General features: G+C 42.4%; 19 protein-coding genes and 1 pseudogene. 10 read left to right on the forward strand and 10 right to left on the reverse strand.

Going from position 1 to position 17458, the window contains the following annotated elements:
• Positions 1 to 17 precede the first annotated feature (17 nt).
• The 3 genes from IM676_RS03745 (at position 18) to IM676_RS03755 (ending at position 2520) form a co-directional block, all read left to right on the forward strand.
• Positions 18 to 869 (forward strand): 3'(2'),5'-bisphosphate nucleotidase CysQ family protein, encoded by an 852-nt coding sequence (locus IM676_RS03745; protein WP_200988978.1) that lies wholly within the window; start codon positions 18 to 20, stop codon positions 867 to 869.
• A gap of 324 nt (positions 870 to 1193) precedes the next feature.
• Entirely contained in the window at positions 1194 to 1511 is a 318-nt protein-coding gene (locus tag IM676_RS03750) for an RNA recognition motif domain-containing protein (protein WP_200990069.1), read from the forward strand.
• Between the two features lie 271 nt (positions 1512 to 1782).
• Positions 1783 to 2520, forward strand: a complete 738-nt coding sequence (locus IM676_RS03755; protein WP_200988979.1) for a hypothetical protein — start codon at positions 1783 to 1785, stop codon at positions 2518 to 2520.
• A 23-nt stretch (positions 2521 to 2543) separates the two neighbouring features.
• Here IM676_RS03755 and IM676_RS03760 read toward each other — a convergent pair whose 3' ends face one another.
• From IM676_RS03760 to IM676_RS03775, 4 genes are all read right to left on the reverse strand, one after another.
• Positions 2544 to 3431 carry a hypothetical protein gene (locus IM676_RS03760; protein WP_200988980.1) on the reverse strand — a complete coding sequence of 296 codons (888 nt, stop codon included), beginning with the start codon at positions 3429 to 3431 and terminating at the stop codon, positions 2544 to 2546.
• Positions 3432 to 3440: 9 nt separating this feature from the next.
• Positions 3441 to 3953: a hypothetical protein gene (locus IM676_RS03765; protein ID WP_200988981.1), complete on the reverse strand. Its 513-nt coding sequence runs from the start codon at positions 3951 to 3953 to the stop codon at positions 3441 to 3443.
• Positions 3954 to 3969: 16 nt separating this feature from the next.
• Positions 3970 to 4623, reverse strand: coding sequence for a class I SAM-dependent methyltransferase (locus IM676_RS03770; protein WP_200988982.1), 654 nt, complete (start codon positions 4621 to 4623; stop codon positions 3970 to 3972).
• A gap of 127 nt (positions 4624 to 4750) precedes the next feature.
• Positions 4751 to 5887: a cob(I)yrinic acid a,c-diamide adenosyltransferase gene (locus IM676_RS03775; RefSeq protein ID WP_200988983.1), complete on the reverse strand. Its 1137-nt coding sequence runs from the start codon at positions 5885 to 5887 to the stop codon at positions 4751 to 4753.
• Positions 5888 to 6120: 233 nt separating this feature from the next.
• On the opposite strand from IM676_RS03775, the gene fraC reads away from it, so the two are divergent.
• Both fraC and fraD read left to right on the forward strand, forming a co-directional pair.
• Positions 6121 to 6666 carry a filament integrity protein FraC gene (gene fraC / locus IM676_RS03780; RefSeq protein WP_200988984.1) on the forward strand — a complete coding sequence of 182 codons (546 nt, stop codon included), beginning with the start codon at positions 6121 to 6123 and terminating at the stop codon, positions 6664 to 6666.
• A gap of 41 nt (positions 6667 to 6707) precedes the next feature.
• Entirely contained in the window at positions 6708 to 7751 is a 1044-nt protein-coding gene (gene fraD / locus IM676_RS03785; RefSeq protein ID WP_200988985.1) for a septal junction protein FraD, read from the forward strand.
• Positions 7752 to 7766: 15 nt separating this feature from the next.
• Here fraD and IM676_RS03790 read toward each other — a convergent pair whose 3' ends face one another.
• Positions 7767 to 8648: a carbohydrate ABC transporter permease gene (locus tag IM676_RS03790; protein ID WP_200988986.1), complete on the reverse strand. Its 882-nt coding sequence runs from the start codon at positions 8646 to 8648 to the stop codon at positions 7767 to 7769.
• Between the two features lie 24 nt (positions 8649 to 8672).
• On the opposite strand from IM676_RS03790, the gene purN reads away from it, so the two are divergent.
• Positions 8673 to 9314, forward strand: a complete 642-nt coding sequence (gene purN / locus IM676_RS03795) for a phosphoribosylglycinamide formyltransferase (protein WP_200988987.1) — start codon at positions 8673 to 8675, stop codon at positions 9312 to 9314.
• Between the two features lie 72 nt (positions 9315 to 9386).
• On the opposite strand, the gene IM676_RS03800 is transcribed toward purN, so the two are convergent.
• The 4 genes from IM676_RS03800 to IM676_RS03815 form a co-directional block, all read right to left on the reverse strand.
• Positions 9387 to 9983, reverse strand: a complete 597-nt coding sequence (locus IM676_RS03800) for a CPBP family intramembrane glutamic endopeptidase (protein WP_200988988.1) — start codon at positions 9981 to 9983, stop codon at positions 9387 to 9389.
• Positions 9976 to 11052, reverse strand: a complete 1077-nt coding sequence (locus tag IM676_RS03805; RefSeq protein WP_200988989.1) for a DUF3326 domain-containing protein — start codon at positions 11050 to 11052, stop codon at positions 9976 to 9978. The genes IM676_RS03800 and IM676_RS03805 overlap by 8 nt, the downstream gene beginning before the upstream one ends.
• Positions 11049 to 11237: a hypothetical protein gene (locus IM676_RS03810; protein WP_200988990.1), complete on the reverse strand. Its 189-nt coding sequence runs from the start codon at positions 11235 to 11237 to the stop codon at positions 11049 to 11051. The genes IM676_RS03805 and IM676_RS03810 overlap by 4 nt, the downstream gene beginning before the upstream one ends.
• Positions 11238 to 11339: 102 nt before the next feature.
• Complete coding sequence (locus IM676_RS03815) at positions 11340 to 11657, reverse strand: 2Fe-2S iron-sulfur cluster-binding protein (RefSeq protein WP_200988991.1); 318 nt, start codon at positions 11655 to 11657, stop codon at positions 11340 to 11342.
• Between the two features lie 1089 nt (positions 11658 to 12746).
• Between IM676_RS03815 and IM676_RS03820 the strand changes: the two genes are divergently transcribed.
• Entirely contained in the window at positions 12747 to 13148 is a 402-nt protein-coding gene (locus tag IM676_RS03820; RefSeq protein ID WP_200988992.1) for a tetratricopeptide repeat protein, read from the forward strand.
• Positions 13149 to 13281: 133 nt separating this feature from the next.
• Positions 13282 to 13683, forward strand: coding sequence for a tetratricopeptide repeat protein (locus IM676_RS03825; protein WP_200988993.1), 402 nt, complete (start codon positions 13282 to 13284; stop codon positions 13681 to 13683).
• Positions 13684 to 13750: 67 nt separating this feature from the next.
• Here the strand turns inward: IM676_RS03825 and IM676_RS03830 are convergent, their stop codons facing one another.
• Positions 13751 to 14074: a tyrosine-type recombinase/integrase gene (locus IM676_RS03830; protein ID WP_200990070.1), complete on the reverse strand. Its 324-nt coding sequence runs from the start codon at positions 14072 to 14074 to the stop codon at positions 13751 to 13753.
• Positions 14075 to 14287: 213 nt separating this feature from the next.
• On the opposite strand from IM676_RS03830, the pseudogene IM676_RS19715 reads away from it, so the two are divergent.
• Positions 14288 to 14541: pseudogene (locus IM676_RS19715) on the forward strand (IS701 family transposase); the annotation flags it as partial.
• A gap of 201 nt (positions 14542 to 14742) precedes the next feature.
• Positions 14743 to 17352: a bifunctional aconitate hydratase 2/2-methylisocitrate dehydratase gene (gene acnB / locus IM676_RS03840; protein WP_200990071.1), complete on the forward strand. Its 2610-nt coding sequence runs from the start codon at positions 14743 to 14745 to the stop codon at positions 17350 to 17352.
• Positions 17353 to 17458 lie beyond the last annotated feature (106 nt).

Here is a 17458-nt window from a genome sequence, read left to right on the forward strand (position 1 = left end):
CAGATAAAGAGGGCGAAATGAAGGACTTACAAGCAATATTGGCGATCGCTCGTAAAGTGGCTTGGGGTGCATCTGATTTACTCAGGTCTTATTACCATGGTACCGCCAAAAATCCCGATCTCGATATCCAGTACAAACAAAATGAGCCTGTAACTGCTGCTGATGTGGCTGTCAGTCGATACATTCTCGAGCAGCTACAAGGGGCTTTAGGTAATGAAGATTTTGCCTATATTAGCGAGGAGACCTATCAATCACCGCTCACTAAGCAATCATCTCCATGGGTTTGGATTATTGACCCCTTAGATGGTACTCGAGATTTTATTCAAAAAACTGGCGATTATGCGATTCACATCGCCTTAGTTCAAAACTCACGTCCAGTTTTAGCTGTGGTTGCTCTCCCGGAAGCTGAAAAGTTGTATTTTGCGACTAAAGGGATGGGTACCTTTGTCGCCACCCGCGAGCAATGTTTTCCCATACAGGTCTCTTGTGGTAAGCCTATAGAAGATTTAACTGTAGTTGTCAGTCGCTCTCACCGCCATGAACAGCTAGATTATTTGTTACAAAAATTACCATGCCAAAATCACAAATCCGTTGGTAGTGTAGGTTGCAAAATTGCTACAATCCTGGAAAAACAGGCGGATATTTATATTTCCCTTTCCGGTAAATCTGCCCCTAAGGACTGGGATCTAGCAGCACCTGAACTAATTTTAACAGAAGCTGGCGGTAAGTTTACTCACTTCGATGGCAGTTTGTTGCAATACAATAACCAAGACATTAACCAGTGGGGTGGTTTAATCGGGAGTAATGGCGAACATCACCAACAGCTATGTGATGCGGTAGAAAAGTTAATGGTAGAGTTTTCTAGTTAAGAAGGACAAAAACACTATCTACAGGCTTAACGCTAACACCAAAGTCCCTACCTTCAGCGAAGCAAGGTAGGTAAGCAAGCTGGAGCGATGTGGCAACTAGGGGCAAAGAAGCGACAAAAATCTACAGAAAGTTTTGCTAAAAACGAACTGAGGGAGGTAGAAACCTACAGTTCAGGCGAAGCCAACTGTGGGTAGTTCATAAATGCTGTGCTATATTCAGGGGTATAAAGATTATTTTCGGTGGAGTAACTCCTTTTGGTTTCTAAAAAGCGTCTCTCCGAATCTAACTCTCCACAACTCTCGGAATTCGGAGACAGACATTCTATGTCAATTTACGTCGGCAATTTATCTTATCAGGTGACCGCAGAAGACCTGAAGATGGCTTTTCAGGAATATGGTACAGTTAGTCGTGTTCAGTTACCCACAGATCGAGAAACCGGTCGCCCCCGTGGTTTTGCATTTGTAGAGATGGAATCAGAAGCACAAGAAGCAGCGGCCATTGAAGCCCTCGACGGTGCTGAGTGGATGGGACGTGATTTAAAAGTCAATAAAGCTAAACCCCGTGAGGAGAGAAATTCCCCTCGTGGTGGTGGTGGTGGTAATTGGGGTAACCGTCGTGGTGGTGGCGATAGACGCTACTAAGCCCTAATATTGCTTTAATAGTTCCCAAACTACCCTAACTCTCCCCCATGATAAATTTAGTTTATGCTGGGGGATATAATTATAATGTATATTTTTGTATCGGCTATAACTCATAATCTCAATTTTGCTCAACGTCAAGAATCATTTGACACTCTGTGAGCATGAACGGAACTAATAGCCATCAAGATATATCTTTTATATTGACATTATATTTACAAAGTGTGGTGAATAGGATTACCCTGCGAGTTTTAGCTTAAGATTATCACGAACAATGTTGCGCGTTTATCATCTTCTTGTCGGTGCTATTTTATTAGCTTTTACGCCAGTGGGAATCAGAACTATTCTCCCTAAGTTTTCTCCTGAGGTAGTAGAGAGTCCCAAATCTGTAGTAGAGACAACTCACAACAGTTCTGAGCAAACCACAGATGGAATTACTTGGAAAAAAATTTTGGGTAAAACCCCTACTCCCAAGGGCTGGGAAGTTGTACCTTGTGAGGTAGACTCTTCCCTGTTGTGTGTTTATTCCCAAGGAAAAGTTTTGGGTACAGTGGAAATCGGAGTTTATCCGGTCAAAAACAACCAAAAATTCCAAAAAAATCTCACAGATGCAGGTATTTCCCTAGGATCTCAGCCAGATTACCAAAATCCTGAGTATCAAAATAACTTATTAATAGCACTCCAGGCGTGGGTGTCTGATTTCAACGCTACTTTCATCAAAGATCGCCAGAATACCTATGGAAATAAAATTTTGTTCTCAGCCTACCCACCACAACCGGTATTAGTTGGTAAACTGCGGGGAATAAGCTCTGGGTTTGTGGGACTTAAGCCAGAGGGTGGAGTAGAAGAGTTACATATCAATCATGTGGTATTTAACGACAAGAATATATACGTATTTTCTACAGCTTTCGGCGATGATTCTGTTACAGGCAAGTTCGAGTCACTGGAAAATTTGGCAATTTTTCAACCTTACTTTTCGTCCATCGCCTCTGACTTAAAATTACCCATGTGAGGGACTCCACAGGGGGCGATCGGTTAAATTTCAGCTACCGCTCGGGAAATCAAACGTCTTGCTAAAGTTTGTGTACCTGTGTGTTCATAGTAATTGGTAGCTACATCTAGAAAAGCCGCCATATAGTCTAACTTATCATCTGTGAATTCAATAAAGTGTTGCAAATTGCCAACTATTGTTTGTGGAGTTAAATTATGTTGGGTAACTAACCCCCCCATCCAACCTTTAACAGAGTCAAAGCTTTCGCCGATAAAGTTTAACTTACTTCCAACATTGTTACCGGGAATCGCATCTTGAATACCTTGGAAAGTCGAGTTTTGGGCTAATTCCTGGGGATTCATACTAGATAGTGCAGATAATGCTTTGTAAATAAAGTCTGGACCTAGGGGTAATAACCCATCGACACAAACTAAAGCCACCATGCGAATCAGGGACTCACCAGCATACTCACCCAAAGAAGCGACAAAATCGCCGATACTGTCCCCCGGAATCCCATTAATTTGGCAGAATGCTACTAACTCTACTACTAACTTTAGGCACAAATCAATAGTTTGGGCTTGGTTGGCTTTGGGAGTCACCTTGTTTAAAAAACCTAACAAAGGTATTTTTTCGCCGACTTTGTTAGCTAATGCTGCTGTACCTAGGGCTTTATCTGTCCTGTCCACAGTTTGATAAAGCCACATGGCGCGTTGGTATCCTTGGGATCGGTCATTGTAGAGGTAAATCGCTCTTTCTCCAATTTGTTGAATTAAATCTTCATCGGTTTCCCCAGTCACAGTTTTAATTGTATTGACAAACCCTACGGTATTTTGCCACTCACCAGGAGCGATAAAATCTAGGGAATTTAACATGGAAACCGTTAATCCCCTAGTTGGAAGTTCATCAACTAACTCAAAAATCGGTTTGTTCACAAAAATCTCCTAGTTCAATTTAGCTAGACCATCAAGGTTAAATTTCTCTATCCAATCTGCGCGATCGCTGGCGGTAAATGAAGGATCGCGGGATAATACTTTTACTTGGTAACGATTATTTACCAGGATTGCTGTTTGAGTCTGGCCAATTTCCCTCGCGGGATAACCTGCAATTGTCATGGTGCTATTAGAGTAACTAGCCGCTGTTGCTGGTGTGCTGCTGGTATCCGAAATAGCTAACATAGCCACATCTTGACCATCTTTCTTTAATTTAGCTTCAGCAAAACCTTTTTTCTCCTGGGTAAATACTCTTTGGTACCCGTCACTAGCTAAGGGAAAGAATTTATTAAATTCTCCCCCTTGAGTAGCAGTTTCTACAACTGCTTGACCTCGTTTTTGTTGGGTACTTTCCTGCTGTACCTGGTCAAAACGTCCGGGTTCTGGGGGACTACAAGCGGTGGTTAGTAGTAAAAGTGAGACTAACAAACCAGCAAAAATTTTAGACACGCGTGGGAAATTCATTTTTATTCCTGATGTTTCAACTTTCAGCATTGCGGTGTGCTATGACAGCATAAAACGGGTCACCACCGCCAGCACCTAACCACTGTAAAAAATTTGGTACTGTGGATTTATTCACAATTACCTCTGGAACTGTAAATCCCGTTACTGAGGTGAAGTATTTCTTGACCAATTCCACTCTAGTGGGTTCGGAAGCGTCTCGCCAAATTTGAATGGCTTTTTGGAAAAACATCCGGTTAGAAAAGCTGATAATTGCTACACCCCCAGGTTTGAGAACCCGATGAATTTCTGAAAATATGGCTTCTGGGTACTGGAGATACTGTACAGAAACACAATTGAGAACCGCATCAAAACTTTGGTCTGGTAAGGGTAGTTGGGGATGCTGATTCAGATTTTGGACAAAGTAATGATTTAAACGGCGATTACGTGCTAATTCCTCGGCGTTGAGTCCATGTCCCTCAATATGGCTAAATTCCATCTCTGCTGGGAGATGAGATACCCAACTGCTCATCATGTCCAGTATCCGTGTTTGAGGGCGCAGACGATCGCTATATAAATCCGTTAGCTGTTGAATAAATCCTTCATCTACATGGGTGACGAAGCGGGGATAGTCGTAAAATAGCTGGTCGTCTGTGTCGTCTAATTTTTGCCTTTGTTCGGGTTTCAGCAACATAATAGGCTTATTTTTTACCTCTTTTAGTGGTAAATACCGTAGTAAACATCATTAACATACCACCTAGGAGAATAGAGATCGCAACCCCTCCGGTGATTAAATCCAGTAAATTACTGTTCTCCATGAGTTAAAAATCTACTCCCCGTTTCAGTTCTACGCCTTGATTCGCATAATGTTTGTGACAGTATACCTCAGAGTGAACCGTAGCCAAATCAAAGTAGGCAGGTTGTTGTTGACAGCGACCAGTAATAATAACTTCGGTATCGCGGGGTTTGCGCAGTAAGGCTTGAACTATGGGTTCAACCGGAAGTAATTCTAGGTCTACAGTAGGGTTAAGTTCATCGAGAATAATCGTTTTGTAGAGTCCAGAAGCGATCGCCGTTTTAGCAATTTCCCATCCTCTTTCTGCTTCTACATAGTCCAATTCCTGGCGAGAATTGCGCCAAACAATTGCATCTCGACCGCAGCGTTGATGATCTACTACCTCTGGATATGATTGCTGTAAAGCCGCGATGGCTGAGTCTTCCGTGTAGCCACTTCCACCTTTGAGCCATTGCATAATTAATACACGGGTAGAACCTGGATGATTAATTCCCCTGCCAATAGCCTGTAAAGCTTTACCTAATGCACTAGTGGATTTACCCTTACCAGCACCGGTATAAATTTCAATTCCCTCAAGAAAAAGTTCTTTGGCTGTGGGGTGCTCTTGAGGTTTCATTTCTGAGTGTAAATCGGCAATATCAATTAAAGCTTGGGGTGCAGCGCGTCCAGTGGCGATGATTTCTAATTCATGGGGTTTAGATTTCAATGTCCTGACTACCTGATCTACTGGTAGTAAACCCAAATCTAAAACCGGGTTAATTTCATCTAAGACCACAACCGAATATAAACCAGAAGCGATCGCTCCTTTGGCTACATCCCAACCCCGCGCCGCTTCTTCTCGGTCGAAAGAGGTGATTTCCTCGGGTCCGAAAAATTCGGCTCTCCCGGTGCGAACCTGATCAATTAAATGGGGAAAACCGCGCTGTAAAGCTGCGATCGCTCCATCCTCGTCATAATGCCGTTCTGGTCCTTTTAAAAACCGCAACAGTAAAACGCGGCTGGAATCCCCGGGTGTATTGATTCCCAAGCCAATTGAGCGCAAAACTACCCCTAAAGCTGCTTGGGACTTACCTTTACCCACACCGTCGTAGATGTGAATTTGACCTGTGAGCCGTTCAGGACGCACTTGCGCCGTGCGAATACCGATGCCATTCCTTGTCATTTCTTGAAAAGCTGTAACGTGGGAATATTCAAAATTTTACCTTGAAAAATAGTAGACATAACGCTGTATGATTGGAACAAACGTATACTTTAATACTTATTCCTTTGGGATGGCGGGGGATTCTTCTTGTCTAGGTATTGCTGTTTGACCCGAAAATAAATCAGGTTATACTGGCATTCCAAGAGCACTACCGAATAATTGCCCTCATTCCATACTATCAAACCCGATACCTTATGCTTGGACTTGAAAATCTCACCTCTCCTAGAATTCTACCTCTGGGTGCAGTTCTGTTTGAATTTTTATTTTTACTGACTGCCATTCCTATAGAAGCATACATTTTGAACCAAAGGCTAAAATTCGATAAAAAAACTAGCACTTTTTACGCCATATCTATCAATGTCTTTTCCAGTACTATTGGTTGGATTATCTTTTTTATGATGGAGCCAATTTTACCCATAAATTTAAAATCGGAATTAATAAGTTACATATTTTTTAATAGTTTTAGATCAGAAGCTACCCAGTCTTTGATTATTTTTACTGCTTTTGCAATGTTTTTTATTACCTTTTTTATGAAGTTTTTTCTTTTGAGGCTTTTTGTAATCTCATTAAAAGAAGATTTTATCAATCTCTATAGTAAGACCCCAGAAAATAGTCGCTTAAAATGGCGTTTGACCAGCATTGCTAGATTACAAAACACAAATTTAGTTACCACTCTATTAATCGCTAATTCCCTGAGTTACAGTGCGATTACCATAATTATATTTTTCACCAGAAAGTAAAAGTAAAATACTTAGACAATTTTCAATCACAGGTGTTAAGCATGCAAACCTTATTTAGGGATATTCTATTACTTTTTCAATTTGTCGTTGGGATTTTTGAGGGAACTAGAAAGTTATTCGTGCCCAAGAAAGCTTATTCATGGCAGACATTGATTTACTTGAGTTTTTATTCTTGGGGACTTTCATTGTTGGCTGTGGGTTATGTGCAACTTATAATTGCATTTTTAGGCTGGTTGTTTTTAATTGCTGGTACAGCTTGGTATACAACTGATGATCCTTTAAGAGTTCCTGGTACTTTTATGCCAGTGGGAGCAGTAATAACTGGATTTTTGGTTAGTGTTTTTGCCTTTGGTCATCCAGAGGATGTAATTACACCTAGAACTGTTGTCCTCTGGCCTACAATATCGGGAATAATTACAGCAATTCCAGAATTCATTGAAGGTAGCGAAACCAAGACTACAGCAAAAATTCCTAAACCAGAAGTTCGGGAAAAAATCATAGTTCTGGTAGCTAGTTGTATGTTAATTAGTTGCTGGATTCAGTTTTACTTTGTCATTGATAATTGGTTAACACAATATCCCACCTTACTCACAGATGATTTTGGGCGGAGTAGCTTTGTGATCAGAATTACCGAACCAGAAAGAACAGAAAAAAACCGGATACCAGAAAATGGTGTAAATATACTCGATGGTATACAAATAAAAGTAGAACAACAATTAAATAAAACACCTTGGTCACAAGTTGAAAGATGGTTGCTAGATGCAACAAAGGAAGTTAGTAACTTGGGTAATCAAGTCATCAATGAGAAACTAGGACAATATCAAGAAAGTAAATTATGGAGTACCGAGGCGCGTGTAGCTAATATCCCATCTGGATATAGATTAGATTTACTCAGTATCTGGCTTGGCCCAAGTTCTGATCCCAAGGGCTATTACTTACAAAAATCCTGTCAGATTGAACCAATAGCATTATCTACCAGAACTCTGGTCAGTCTCACAAGGGTAGAGGAGAAAAATACAGTTGCAGAAGTGGAATGCGATCGCCTGAGTAAATTTATTGCGGATCAAGTACCACCCCAGCGGTGAGGGATGGGGTGCGGTTTAATCGTCGCCCCAAGTTCGTAACTGCAAATAAACAAACACCAAGGTAAAGGCTAACAATACTGTAGCAGCGGCAGCGGCGTAGCCAAAATCAAATTGAGCGAAAGCTTCTTGGTAAATGTAGTAAACCAGCAAGTTAGTAGTGTTTACTGGACCACCGCCGGTAATTACATAAACCTGCTCAAAACTCCGTAGTGTAAAAATGGCTGTAGTAACTATGGCAAATATCATGGTAGGTTGTAGTCCCGGTAGGGTAACGTACCAGAACTGTTGCCAACCATTAGCGCCATCTAGTTCTGCTGCTTCATAACGACTAGGAGGGATTGCCTGCAAACCAGCCAAAAATACTACCATATTAAAACCGAGTTGTTTCCAGATACTCAAAATAATTAATACTGGCATAGCCCAAACTGTACTACCTAACCAGGGAATGGGTACAATACCCAATAAGTCTAAAAGTGCGTTGACTGGGCCAGTTGTTTGAAATAACCAGCGAAAACCTAAACCTGCAGCCACAAGAGAGATAATCGAAGGTAAAAAATAGGCACTCCTGAGGAGTCCCCGCAGCGCCAGAGATTTGTCTAATAGTACTGCTAGCCCTAAAGGAATAACTAAACTGGGAATGACGGTGGCAACGGTAAAATAAATTGTGTTACCCAAGACTTGCCAAAAATCTGGGGTCAGTAGCAAGCGCCAATAATTCCTTAAACCTACCCAAGTAGTACCTGCGGATGTGAAACTACCTGCAGTAAAACTCAGGTAGAACAAATAAGCGATGGGCCAAATGATGAAGATAGTCAGTAAAATCAGGGCGGGAGACAAAAAAATCCAAGCCGCAAAGGTATCATTATCTAACCAGGACTTAGTATATGTTTTTGGCATTTATCATTTTTCCTCTTTGCTGTTATGACTCTTGGCCTTGATTCTACCGTTAGCCTGGTTGCTCCCAGTATTAGTAAACGCCTTTTATCACCCAGTCAGCCTTTAAAATTAGGGATTATGGCTTCTGGTAGTGGTAGTAATTTTGAAGCGATTGCCCAAGCGATCGCAGATGAGCAATTAAACGCTCAAATTCAGGTTTTAATTTATAATAACCCCTTAGCCAAAGCTGCCATACGCGCAACTAATCGGGGGGTAGAAGCTGTATTATTAAATCACCGTGACTACGGCAGCCGCGAAGCATTTGATGGTGAAATTGTCAAGACTTTGCAGCAGTATGATGTTGATTGGGTGATTATGGCTGGCTGGATGCGTTTGGTGACACCAGTGTTAATTGATGCTTTTACAGACAAAATTATTAATATTCATCCCAGTTTACTGCCTAGTTTTAAAGGCATTAATGCTGTAGAACAGGCTTTAGCATCTGGAGTAAAAATTACTGGCTGTACTGTACATTTGGTTTGTTTGGAAGTAGACAGTGGTCCGATATTAATCCAAGCGGCGGTGCCAGTATTACCTGAGGATACGGTGGAAACACTCCACGCTAGAATTCAAATTCAGGAACATATTATTCTACCACAGGCGATCACACTAGCGGCTCAAGGGTAGTTAACTAGCTGCTGATTAACTGATTGAGAATTCAACCACAGATGAACACAGACAAGTACTCATTGTATTAGATTAGGTTTGATGAGTTTTAGTTTCCCGGAATTTCCAGAAATAGCCAGAAATCCAATTTGCTACCATGTGGGCTATTATTGGCACTAACAAGTTACCGGTGAATAAGGCGCTAAATCCCAGCATTAACCCAATGATAGTTGCCCAAATTACATAGGGCCACTGTTGTTGTCCACTCAGATGTAAAACACCAAAGGCTAGACTAGACACAATTACCGCTACATTATCTAAGCCTAGAGCTGGTAGCATCACTCCCCGAAATAAAAGTTCTTCACTTAAGGCCGGGAGTAAGCCTAGCCAAATCAGGTCGGGTAAAGCTAATGGTTTGATAACTATGTTGAGGTAATAGTCTGCGCTTTGACGGTAGGGAGGACAAAGGCGATAAGCTAAACTACTTAAGGCTGGGATGATTAAACCTAGCCCTAAGCCTAGGAGTGAATCTTTTGCTGACCAGTACCATCTTAATAAGTAAACATCGCCATAGGTCAACCACACTCTGGCGACTATCCACAACACAATTGCAGTCACTCCCATAGCTACTAATACTTGGGTGCGTGTCAAGTAGGGAATTTCTGGCTCTTGATTTTGTTGTTCAACCACGATTTGTAATTACTGGCTTTAATGAGGATATTTCGGGACTGATGGCGGCGGGATTGATGCCGGCTTTATGGGCTACTATTACACCTACTGCCTCTAAATATGAGTTTACCTCTATGGCTGTGATTCCTAATGCTTGGGCAGGAACCTGGATCAGGGTTTGATTTTCTGCTACGGTAATAATTTGGCATCGCTTTTGGTTTAAGCTGATTAAGGCGCTACTACCACAAGCATTTGCGGGTACGATGACTGCATCTACTTCATCTGCCCAAATATCATCTGGTAAAGATGTATTTGCCTGTTTTTCTGTAATAAATTGGGGGGCGCGACTTAAACCCACAAGGACACATGGTAAAAAGGTGTAACCTAATTCTTCGGCGGCGGAACGAGGTGATAAATGGGGGTCTGGTGGTGCGGTTGCTAAGGCTGGAGAGTGGGCGCAGGGTATTTGGAAGGTGCGCACAATTAAATGGCTAATTACTGCTTCTGCACCCGCTAAGGGGTCTACTCCTTGGCCATGACGGTAGTTTTGTACTGCTTCCTCATCCATATCATCGGGGAAACGGGCGACAACGGCGATCGCTTCTGCGCCGGCTTTGTTAATTAATATTTCTGCTCCCCTGAGTAGACTGTCAGGGTTGCCAATGGTTCCCCAACTAACTCCGGACTTAGATAACCGTAATTCTACGTTTATTGCCGCATCTGTAATTACATAGTCTGTAAGGGTTAAACCCAGGGTTGCTCTGGCAGCATCTGCCGCTTGCAGGTGTCTGATGCGTAACTCTGGTTCTATACCTTGGTCTAAAAGTAAACCTATCTTATTATTACGGACGGGACGTAAACCCCAGCATCCAGAGGCGAATTTGTCAAGTCCGCAACCTTCCACATACAGGGTGTTGGGGAGGTTCCAATACAAACTTGCACCATTGAGAACATTGGGGTGAGTGATCAGGCGATCGCAAACCTGTGATATAACTCTAGCTACAGGCAAAGCATCACCGGCATAACCGCCAATGGCAGCCCCCACCCCAGTTGGTATAATTAAAATGGCTGTATAGGGTCGTTGATTCACTCGACTGATGCACAGTCCACAGTCACAACAGCCTCAACAGTAGCTTTTTGCTGTGTTTCATCCACAGAAGTAATCGCCCAACGCAGGGGTTCTCCTTGTTTTTGCAATTCCGCTGTAATTGCTGTTTCCAACTCTGTAGGAGTAGCTTGTAAATCAACTTCAGCAGTAATAAAATGGGTTGTCATGGCGGTAAATCTTTGATATTTCCAGTTTCTACAATAACTGATATCAGTTACCAGTTATCAAATAAGTTCATAGTACTGATAACTGATAACATAACTCATCTATTAGTCTTTACCAAATTGCAGCTGATAAACTATTTCTTCCTTCTCGGTTTCCACTTTCAAGTCAGAACGCGGATAAGCAACACATAGCAAGGCGTAACCTTGTTGTTGTAGTTCTGGACTCACGCCCATCCCATCTGTTTGATCTACGATTCCTTCAGTAATTTGACCAGCGCAAGTAGTACAAACTCCTGCATGACAAGAACTCGGCAAATCTAGACCAGCGGCATCGGCTACTGATAAGATTGTTTGATTTTCGGGGACTTGTAAAGTATGGATTTTACCTTGGTGGTGAATTTCAACGGTGTAAGTTTTCGTCATATACAAAAGCAGGTGATGCCACGCACAAACTAATTATATTATCTGAATTAGTTAAAAATCTTGCAGATATTCTCATAAATATTTAGATGAATTTGGCAAAAAGATAGCAATTGACCTCTCCAGGGGGTTTAAAGCTACACAACACAGCTAAAGCGGCTCCATCTCGCGTTGTAGTTTAGGTTTCCCAGAGGGTGAAAAACTCACCTACACTCAAGTTTTTCATGACTTACGCAACTGGCACAAATAGGGAGCGGGGGGAGCCGCGCCACGGGACAATTTAAATTAAACTAAGCACATAGGAATACTTGGGCGTTTGAGTTGCTGTATTAAATAATTAGACAGCAAATTATGCTTGATTTGATTAGGACTTAATACAAAATCAAAGCAGATGGTCAAAAAGTTTCCATTCGATTGATGTCCCCAGCGAGTGGGGACCCTTCCATTTTAAACACAGTCCCAGTAAGAAGTCTAGAGGCACTTTCCGATAGCGATAGCGTGGCGTTAGCCAGGTTCAAGAAACTTAACGGCTGAAATGGCATTTAGCATAGTGATCAAACGGCTGAAACCCTTATACAGCAAGCGACCGAGGTTCGGAACGAGAAAATCATCATTTCAGCGATTTTGATTGAACCTCCGTGACGGGTTGCTAGTGCATTCAAGCAATCCGGGGGATAAATTCCCCGTCTGAAAGCAAAAATCCTCTGAAGAGGATTGATGAAAATATTCAGGGGATTTCTAATCGGTTTCAACCGATTTCCGCTATTAGCCCGGAAATTGATTTCCGGGTGGGTGGGGATATACAGGCCGCGTAGGCTGTTGGTTTTTATTTGATTGGCGTTCTCAGGGAGTGGAAAGGTCTTTGAACTAGCAAGTTCATGGCTATTTGCTGTTTCCAGTAGTAAAAAAAATATATTCTTAAACATCTATCTTTAGACAGATGACAAGATTATCTAACTAGCGTATTGGGAATTTCAACATAGAAAACATTGATCAAAAAGGTTGAATTAATCCAAGATTTTTTAGTATTTTTGTGATCCACAAATAACCTAAAATACGCATAATTAATAACTTTCTGTGTTTATAGGCATTATGCAAATAATAGGACTAACTAAAGCTGCGGCTTTTACAATACTGACATTTACCCTCAGTACCACCCCCGTTTGGAGTCAAACTAATCAAAACAGCTTGAAGGAAACCCCAATACTTTACAGTCAAAGTCGGTCAAATCGCGATTTAGCTACTATTCACTTCAATCGCGGTAATGCTTACGAGAAACAGGAAAAATGGAATTTAGCCTTGGTTGAATATCAAAAAGCCATTAAACTTAACCCTGATTATGCTCTTGCTTATTTTAAGTTAGGTTTCGTGTTACACAACCTAGGAGACATCAACAACGCTAGATTAAATTACAATATAGCGAAACACCTATACAAAAGGCAAGGAAACACTTTCCTGTATGATTTGATAAATGATGTTTTAAGGGATTTTTAAAATCGTACAGAGATGTAGCAGTGCCTTAGTATTGCGTTGCTAGGGCATTGTTGCGGTTAGGAGTTGACAGATTTTTGATCCACAAATAACCTAAAATACCCATAATTAGTAATTTTCTGTGTTTATAGGCATTATGCAAATAATAAGACTGACTAAAGCTGCGGCTTTTACAGTACTGACATTTACCCTCAGTGCCACCGCATCTTGTAGTCAGACTAATGAAAACAGCTTTAAAGAAACTCCAATACTTTATAGTCCAAGCGAGTCTAATCGCGATTTAGCTATTATTCACTATGATCGCGGTGCTGTTTACTATAATCAGAAAAAATGGGACTTAGCTCTGGCTGAATACAATAAAGCTATTAGACTTAATTCTAATTTAGCTCTAGCTTACTCCGGTCGGGGTATGGTTTACTTTGAGCTAGGAGACATCAATAAAGCCAAGGAAAACTTCCAAATAGCGGCGCAGTTATTCCTAAACCAAGGTAATACCACAGAATATGAACAATTAATTAGAATTTTAAACTTACTGTAACTGTAAAACATCCTCTAAAAACTTACTTGCCACCTTACCAACTTTCAACCAACTAACTGATAAAAAACTAAAAGCCGATCGCACAAATTGCCTTGTAACACTGCTCAGGGGATACCTCCAGATATCGTTGTAAAGTCCCTAAGTCATTGTGTCCACTAATTTCTTGAATATGATGTAGAGGTATCCCGGCGCTGGACATTTGATTTAGTGCAGTTCTCCGGAAGCTGTGAGTACTGACCCCCTCTAACCCCACTCGTTTAGTAGCTTCACGGAGAATCTTATCAGCTGAGTACCTTGTTAACCTTTCAGTCACCCCACGCTTACCAGGGAACAGAAAACCAGGCTTGGGAGCATAGTCCTTTAGAAATTCAGCTAAGGCGGGTTGGATAATTCAGCATTAGGTAAAAAGTCCGTGGGGAATGAACCCACAATCGGTTCAACCAGTCCGGGGAATAAATTCCCCGTCTGAAAGCAAAAATCCTCTCAAGAGGATTGATGAAAATATTCAGAGGATTTCTCATCGGTTTCAACCGATTTCCGCTATTAGCCCGGAAATTGATTTCCGGGTGGGTGGGGATGTACAGGCGGTTCAACCAGTCTGGGGATTGCTGTTTCTAACAACAGAACGGATTATGTCGCTACCAACGATTTATCTCAAAGTTCCACGAATGTTGTACAAGAAGTGTGTAAAATAGGCTTCAAAGAAATCATATTGCTTGTGCAATGTTGGTGTGGATTAGATTAAAGAATTTAGCCGATCAAACTGGCAAAACTGTTTATCAAATCAAGCATAATTTGCTGTCTAATTATTTAATACAGCAACTCAAACGCCCAAGTATTCCTATGTGCTTGGTTTAATTTAAATTGTCCCGTGGCGCGGCTCCCCCCGCTCCCTATTTGTGCCAGTTGCGTAAGTCCTGTCCTGTATAAAACAAAATTACTAATAACCAATTACCTGTGAGGGTTTTAGGTATAAAAATCAGGTGAACTTTGATAGCTAAATTTTGCCGAAAAATATTTGATAATTAAGGGGAGAACATCCCAATGGAGAACACCAAAATGCTAGAACAATACCGTCATCATGTTGCGGAACGCGCCCAAGTCGGTATTCCCCCTTTACCATTGGATGGGAAGCAAACCGCAGAACTTGGCGAATTGTTGCAAAATCCGCCAGCAGGTGAAGAAGATACATTATTACATTTATTGCGCGATCGCGTCCCCCCCGGTGTAGATGCAGCAGCTTATGTGAAAGCGGGATTTCTCACAGCCATTGCTAAAGGCGAAATTACCAGTCCTTTAGTTTCCCCCATCGCCGCAGTAGAATTACTGGGAACTATGGTAGGAGGATACAACGTTCAATCCTTAATTGATTTACTGCAAATTACCGGGGATGAAGCGATCGCAGCCTACGCCGCCACTGCCCTAAGTAAAATTCTGTTGGTGTATGATGCTTTTCATGATGTTTTGGAATTATCCCAAAGTAATCCTTACGCCAAGCAGGTAATTGACTCCTGGGCTAATGCCGAATGGTTTACCAGTCGTGAGAAACTAGCAGAAGCGATTACGGTGACAGTATTTAAAGTCCCTGGGGAAACCAACACCGATGACCTATCCCCCGCCACCCACGCCACCACCCGCCCGGATATTCCCTTACACGCCTTAGCCATGCTAGAATCACGGCAACCGGGCAGTTTAGAAACCATTGCCGAATTAAAGCAAAAAGGACATCCTGTGGCTTATGTGGGCGATGTGGTGGGTACTGGTTCCTCGCGCAAATCTGCCATTAACTCGGTATTGTGGCATTTAGGAAATGATATCCCCTATGTACCGAACAAACGCGCCGGGGGTTATATTTTAGGTAGTGCGATCGCACCGATTTTCTTTAACACTGCTGAAGATGCAGGTGCTTTGCCTATTCAATGCGATGTCAGCAACTTAGAAACCGGTATGGTAATTACCATCCATCCCTACAAAGGCGAAATTACCAACCAAGCAGGCGAAGTCATTTCCACATTTACCCTCAAACCGGAAACCATCTTAGATGAAGTCCGCGCTGGTGGGCGTATCCCCTTACTCATTGGGCGTACCCTCACCGATAAAACCCGGGAAGCCTTGGGTTTATCATCCAGCACTGTATTTATTCGCCCGCAACCACCCCATGATACAGGCAAAGGTTATACCCTCGCCCAGAAAATGGTGGGTAAAGCTTGCGGTTTACCCGGTGTCCGTCCGGGGACATCCTGCGAACCCCTGATGACTACCGTTGGTTCTCAGGACACCACAGGCCCCATGACCAGGGACGAATTAAAAGAACTAGCCTGTCTGGGTTTCAGTGCTGACCTAGTTATGCAGAGTTTCTGTCACACTGCGGCTTATCCCAAACCCGTAGACATTAAAACTCACCAAGAACTACCAGATTTCTTTGCCCAGCGTGGTGGTGTGGCCTTACGTCCCGGCGATGGTATTATTCACTCTTGGTTAAACCGGATGCTATTACCTGACACGGTGGGAACAGGGGGCGACTCCCATACCCGCTTCCCCTTGGGTATTTCCTTCCCCGCAGGTTCTGGGTTAGTAGCCTTTGCCGGTGCGTTGGGTGTGATGCCCCTGGATATGCCAGAATCAGTATTAGTCAGGTTCAAAGGTGAATTACAACCGGGTATCACCTTACGGGATATTGTTAACGCTATTCCTTACGTGGCCATTCAAAAAGGTTTGCTGACCGTAGAAAAGAAAAACAAGAAAAACATCTTTTCCGGGCGCATTCTGGAAATGGAAGGCTTACCCAATTTGAAAGTAGAACAAGCCTTTGAACTTACCGATGCTTCCGCAGAACGTTCTTGTGCAGGTTGTACAATTAAGCTGAGTGTTGAGACAATTTCGGAATATCTGCGTTCTAATGTCACCCTGTTAAAGAACATGGTAGCTAGGGGTTACACCGATGCACGTACGATTATGCGCCGGGTGGCGAAAATGGAAGAATGGTTAGCTAACCCCACCCTGATGGAAGCTGATGCAGATGCAGAGTATGCAGCAATCATTGACATTGATTTGAATGAAATCACAGAACCCATTGTCGCAGCACCCAATGACCCTGATAATGTGAAATTATTATCAGAAGTTGCCAATGATCCGGTACAAGAAGTTTTTGTTGGTTCTTGTATGACCAATATCGGTCATTATCGCGCCACTGGTAAAGTGTTAGAAGGTGCTGGTGTGGTGAAAACTCGCCTGTGGATTTGTCCGCCTACCCGCATGGATGAACACCAACTCAAACAAGAGGGTGTGTATAATATCTTTGAAGGGGCGAATGCACGTACAGAAATACCTGGATGTAGTTTATGTATGGGTAATCAGGCGCGAGTTGCAGATGGGACAACTGTCTTTTCTACATCGACTCGTAACTTCAATAATCGCATGGGTAAAGATGCGCGAGTTTACCTTGGTTCTGCGGAGTTAGCCGCCGTTTGTGCGTTGCTGGGGCGCATTCCTACAGTGCAGGAATATTTAGATATTGTGGCACAAAAGATTCATCCTTTTGCTGATGATTTGTATCGGTATTTGAACTTTGATCAAATTGCTGGTTTTGAGGATGAGGGGCGAGTTGTTGCTGTGGAAGATATGCCCAAACTTGAGGATATTTTAGGTATGTCAGCAGCGACGAAGTAGATTATTCATTGGGGTGGGCGTTGCCCACCTGATAGTACAGGAGTAATATTTGATTGGTAAAAAGATACTTTTTTTTGCCTCCTGTGCAGTTATTTAAGCAGAGGGT

Source organism: Anabaenopsis elenkinii CCIBt3563, assembly GCF_015245355.1.
In the GTDB taxonomy this organism is placed as follows: Bacteria; Cyanobacteriota; Cyanobacteriia; order Cyanobacteriales; family Nostocaceae; genus Anabaenopsis; species Anabaenopsis elenkinii.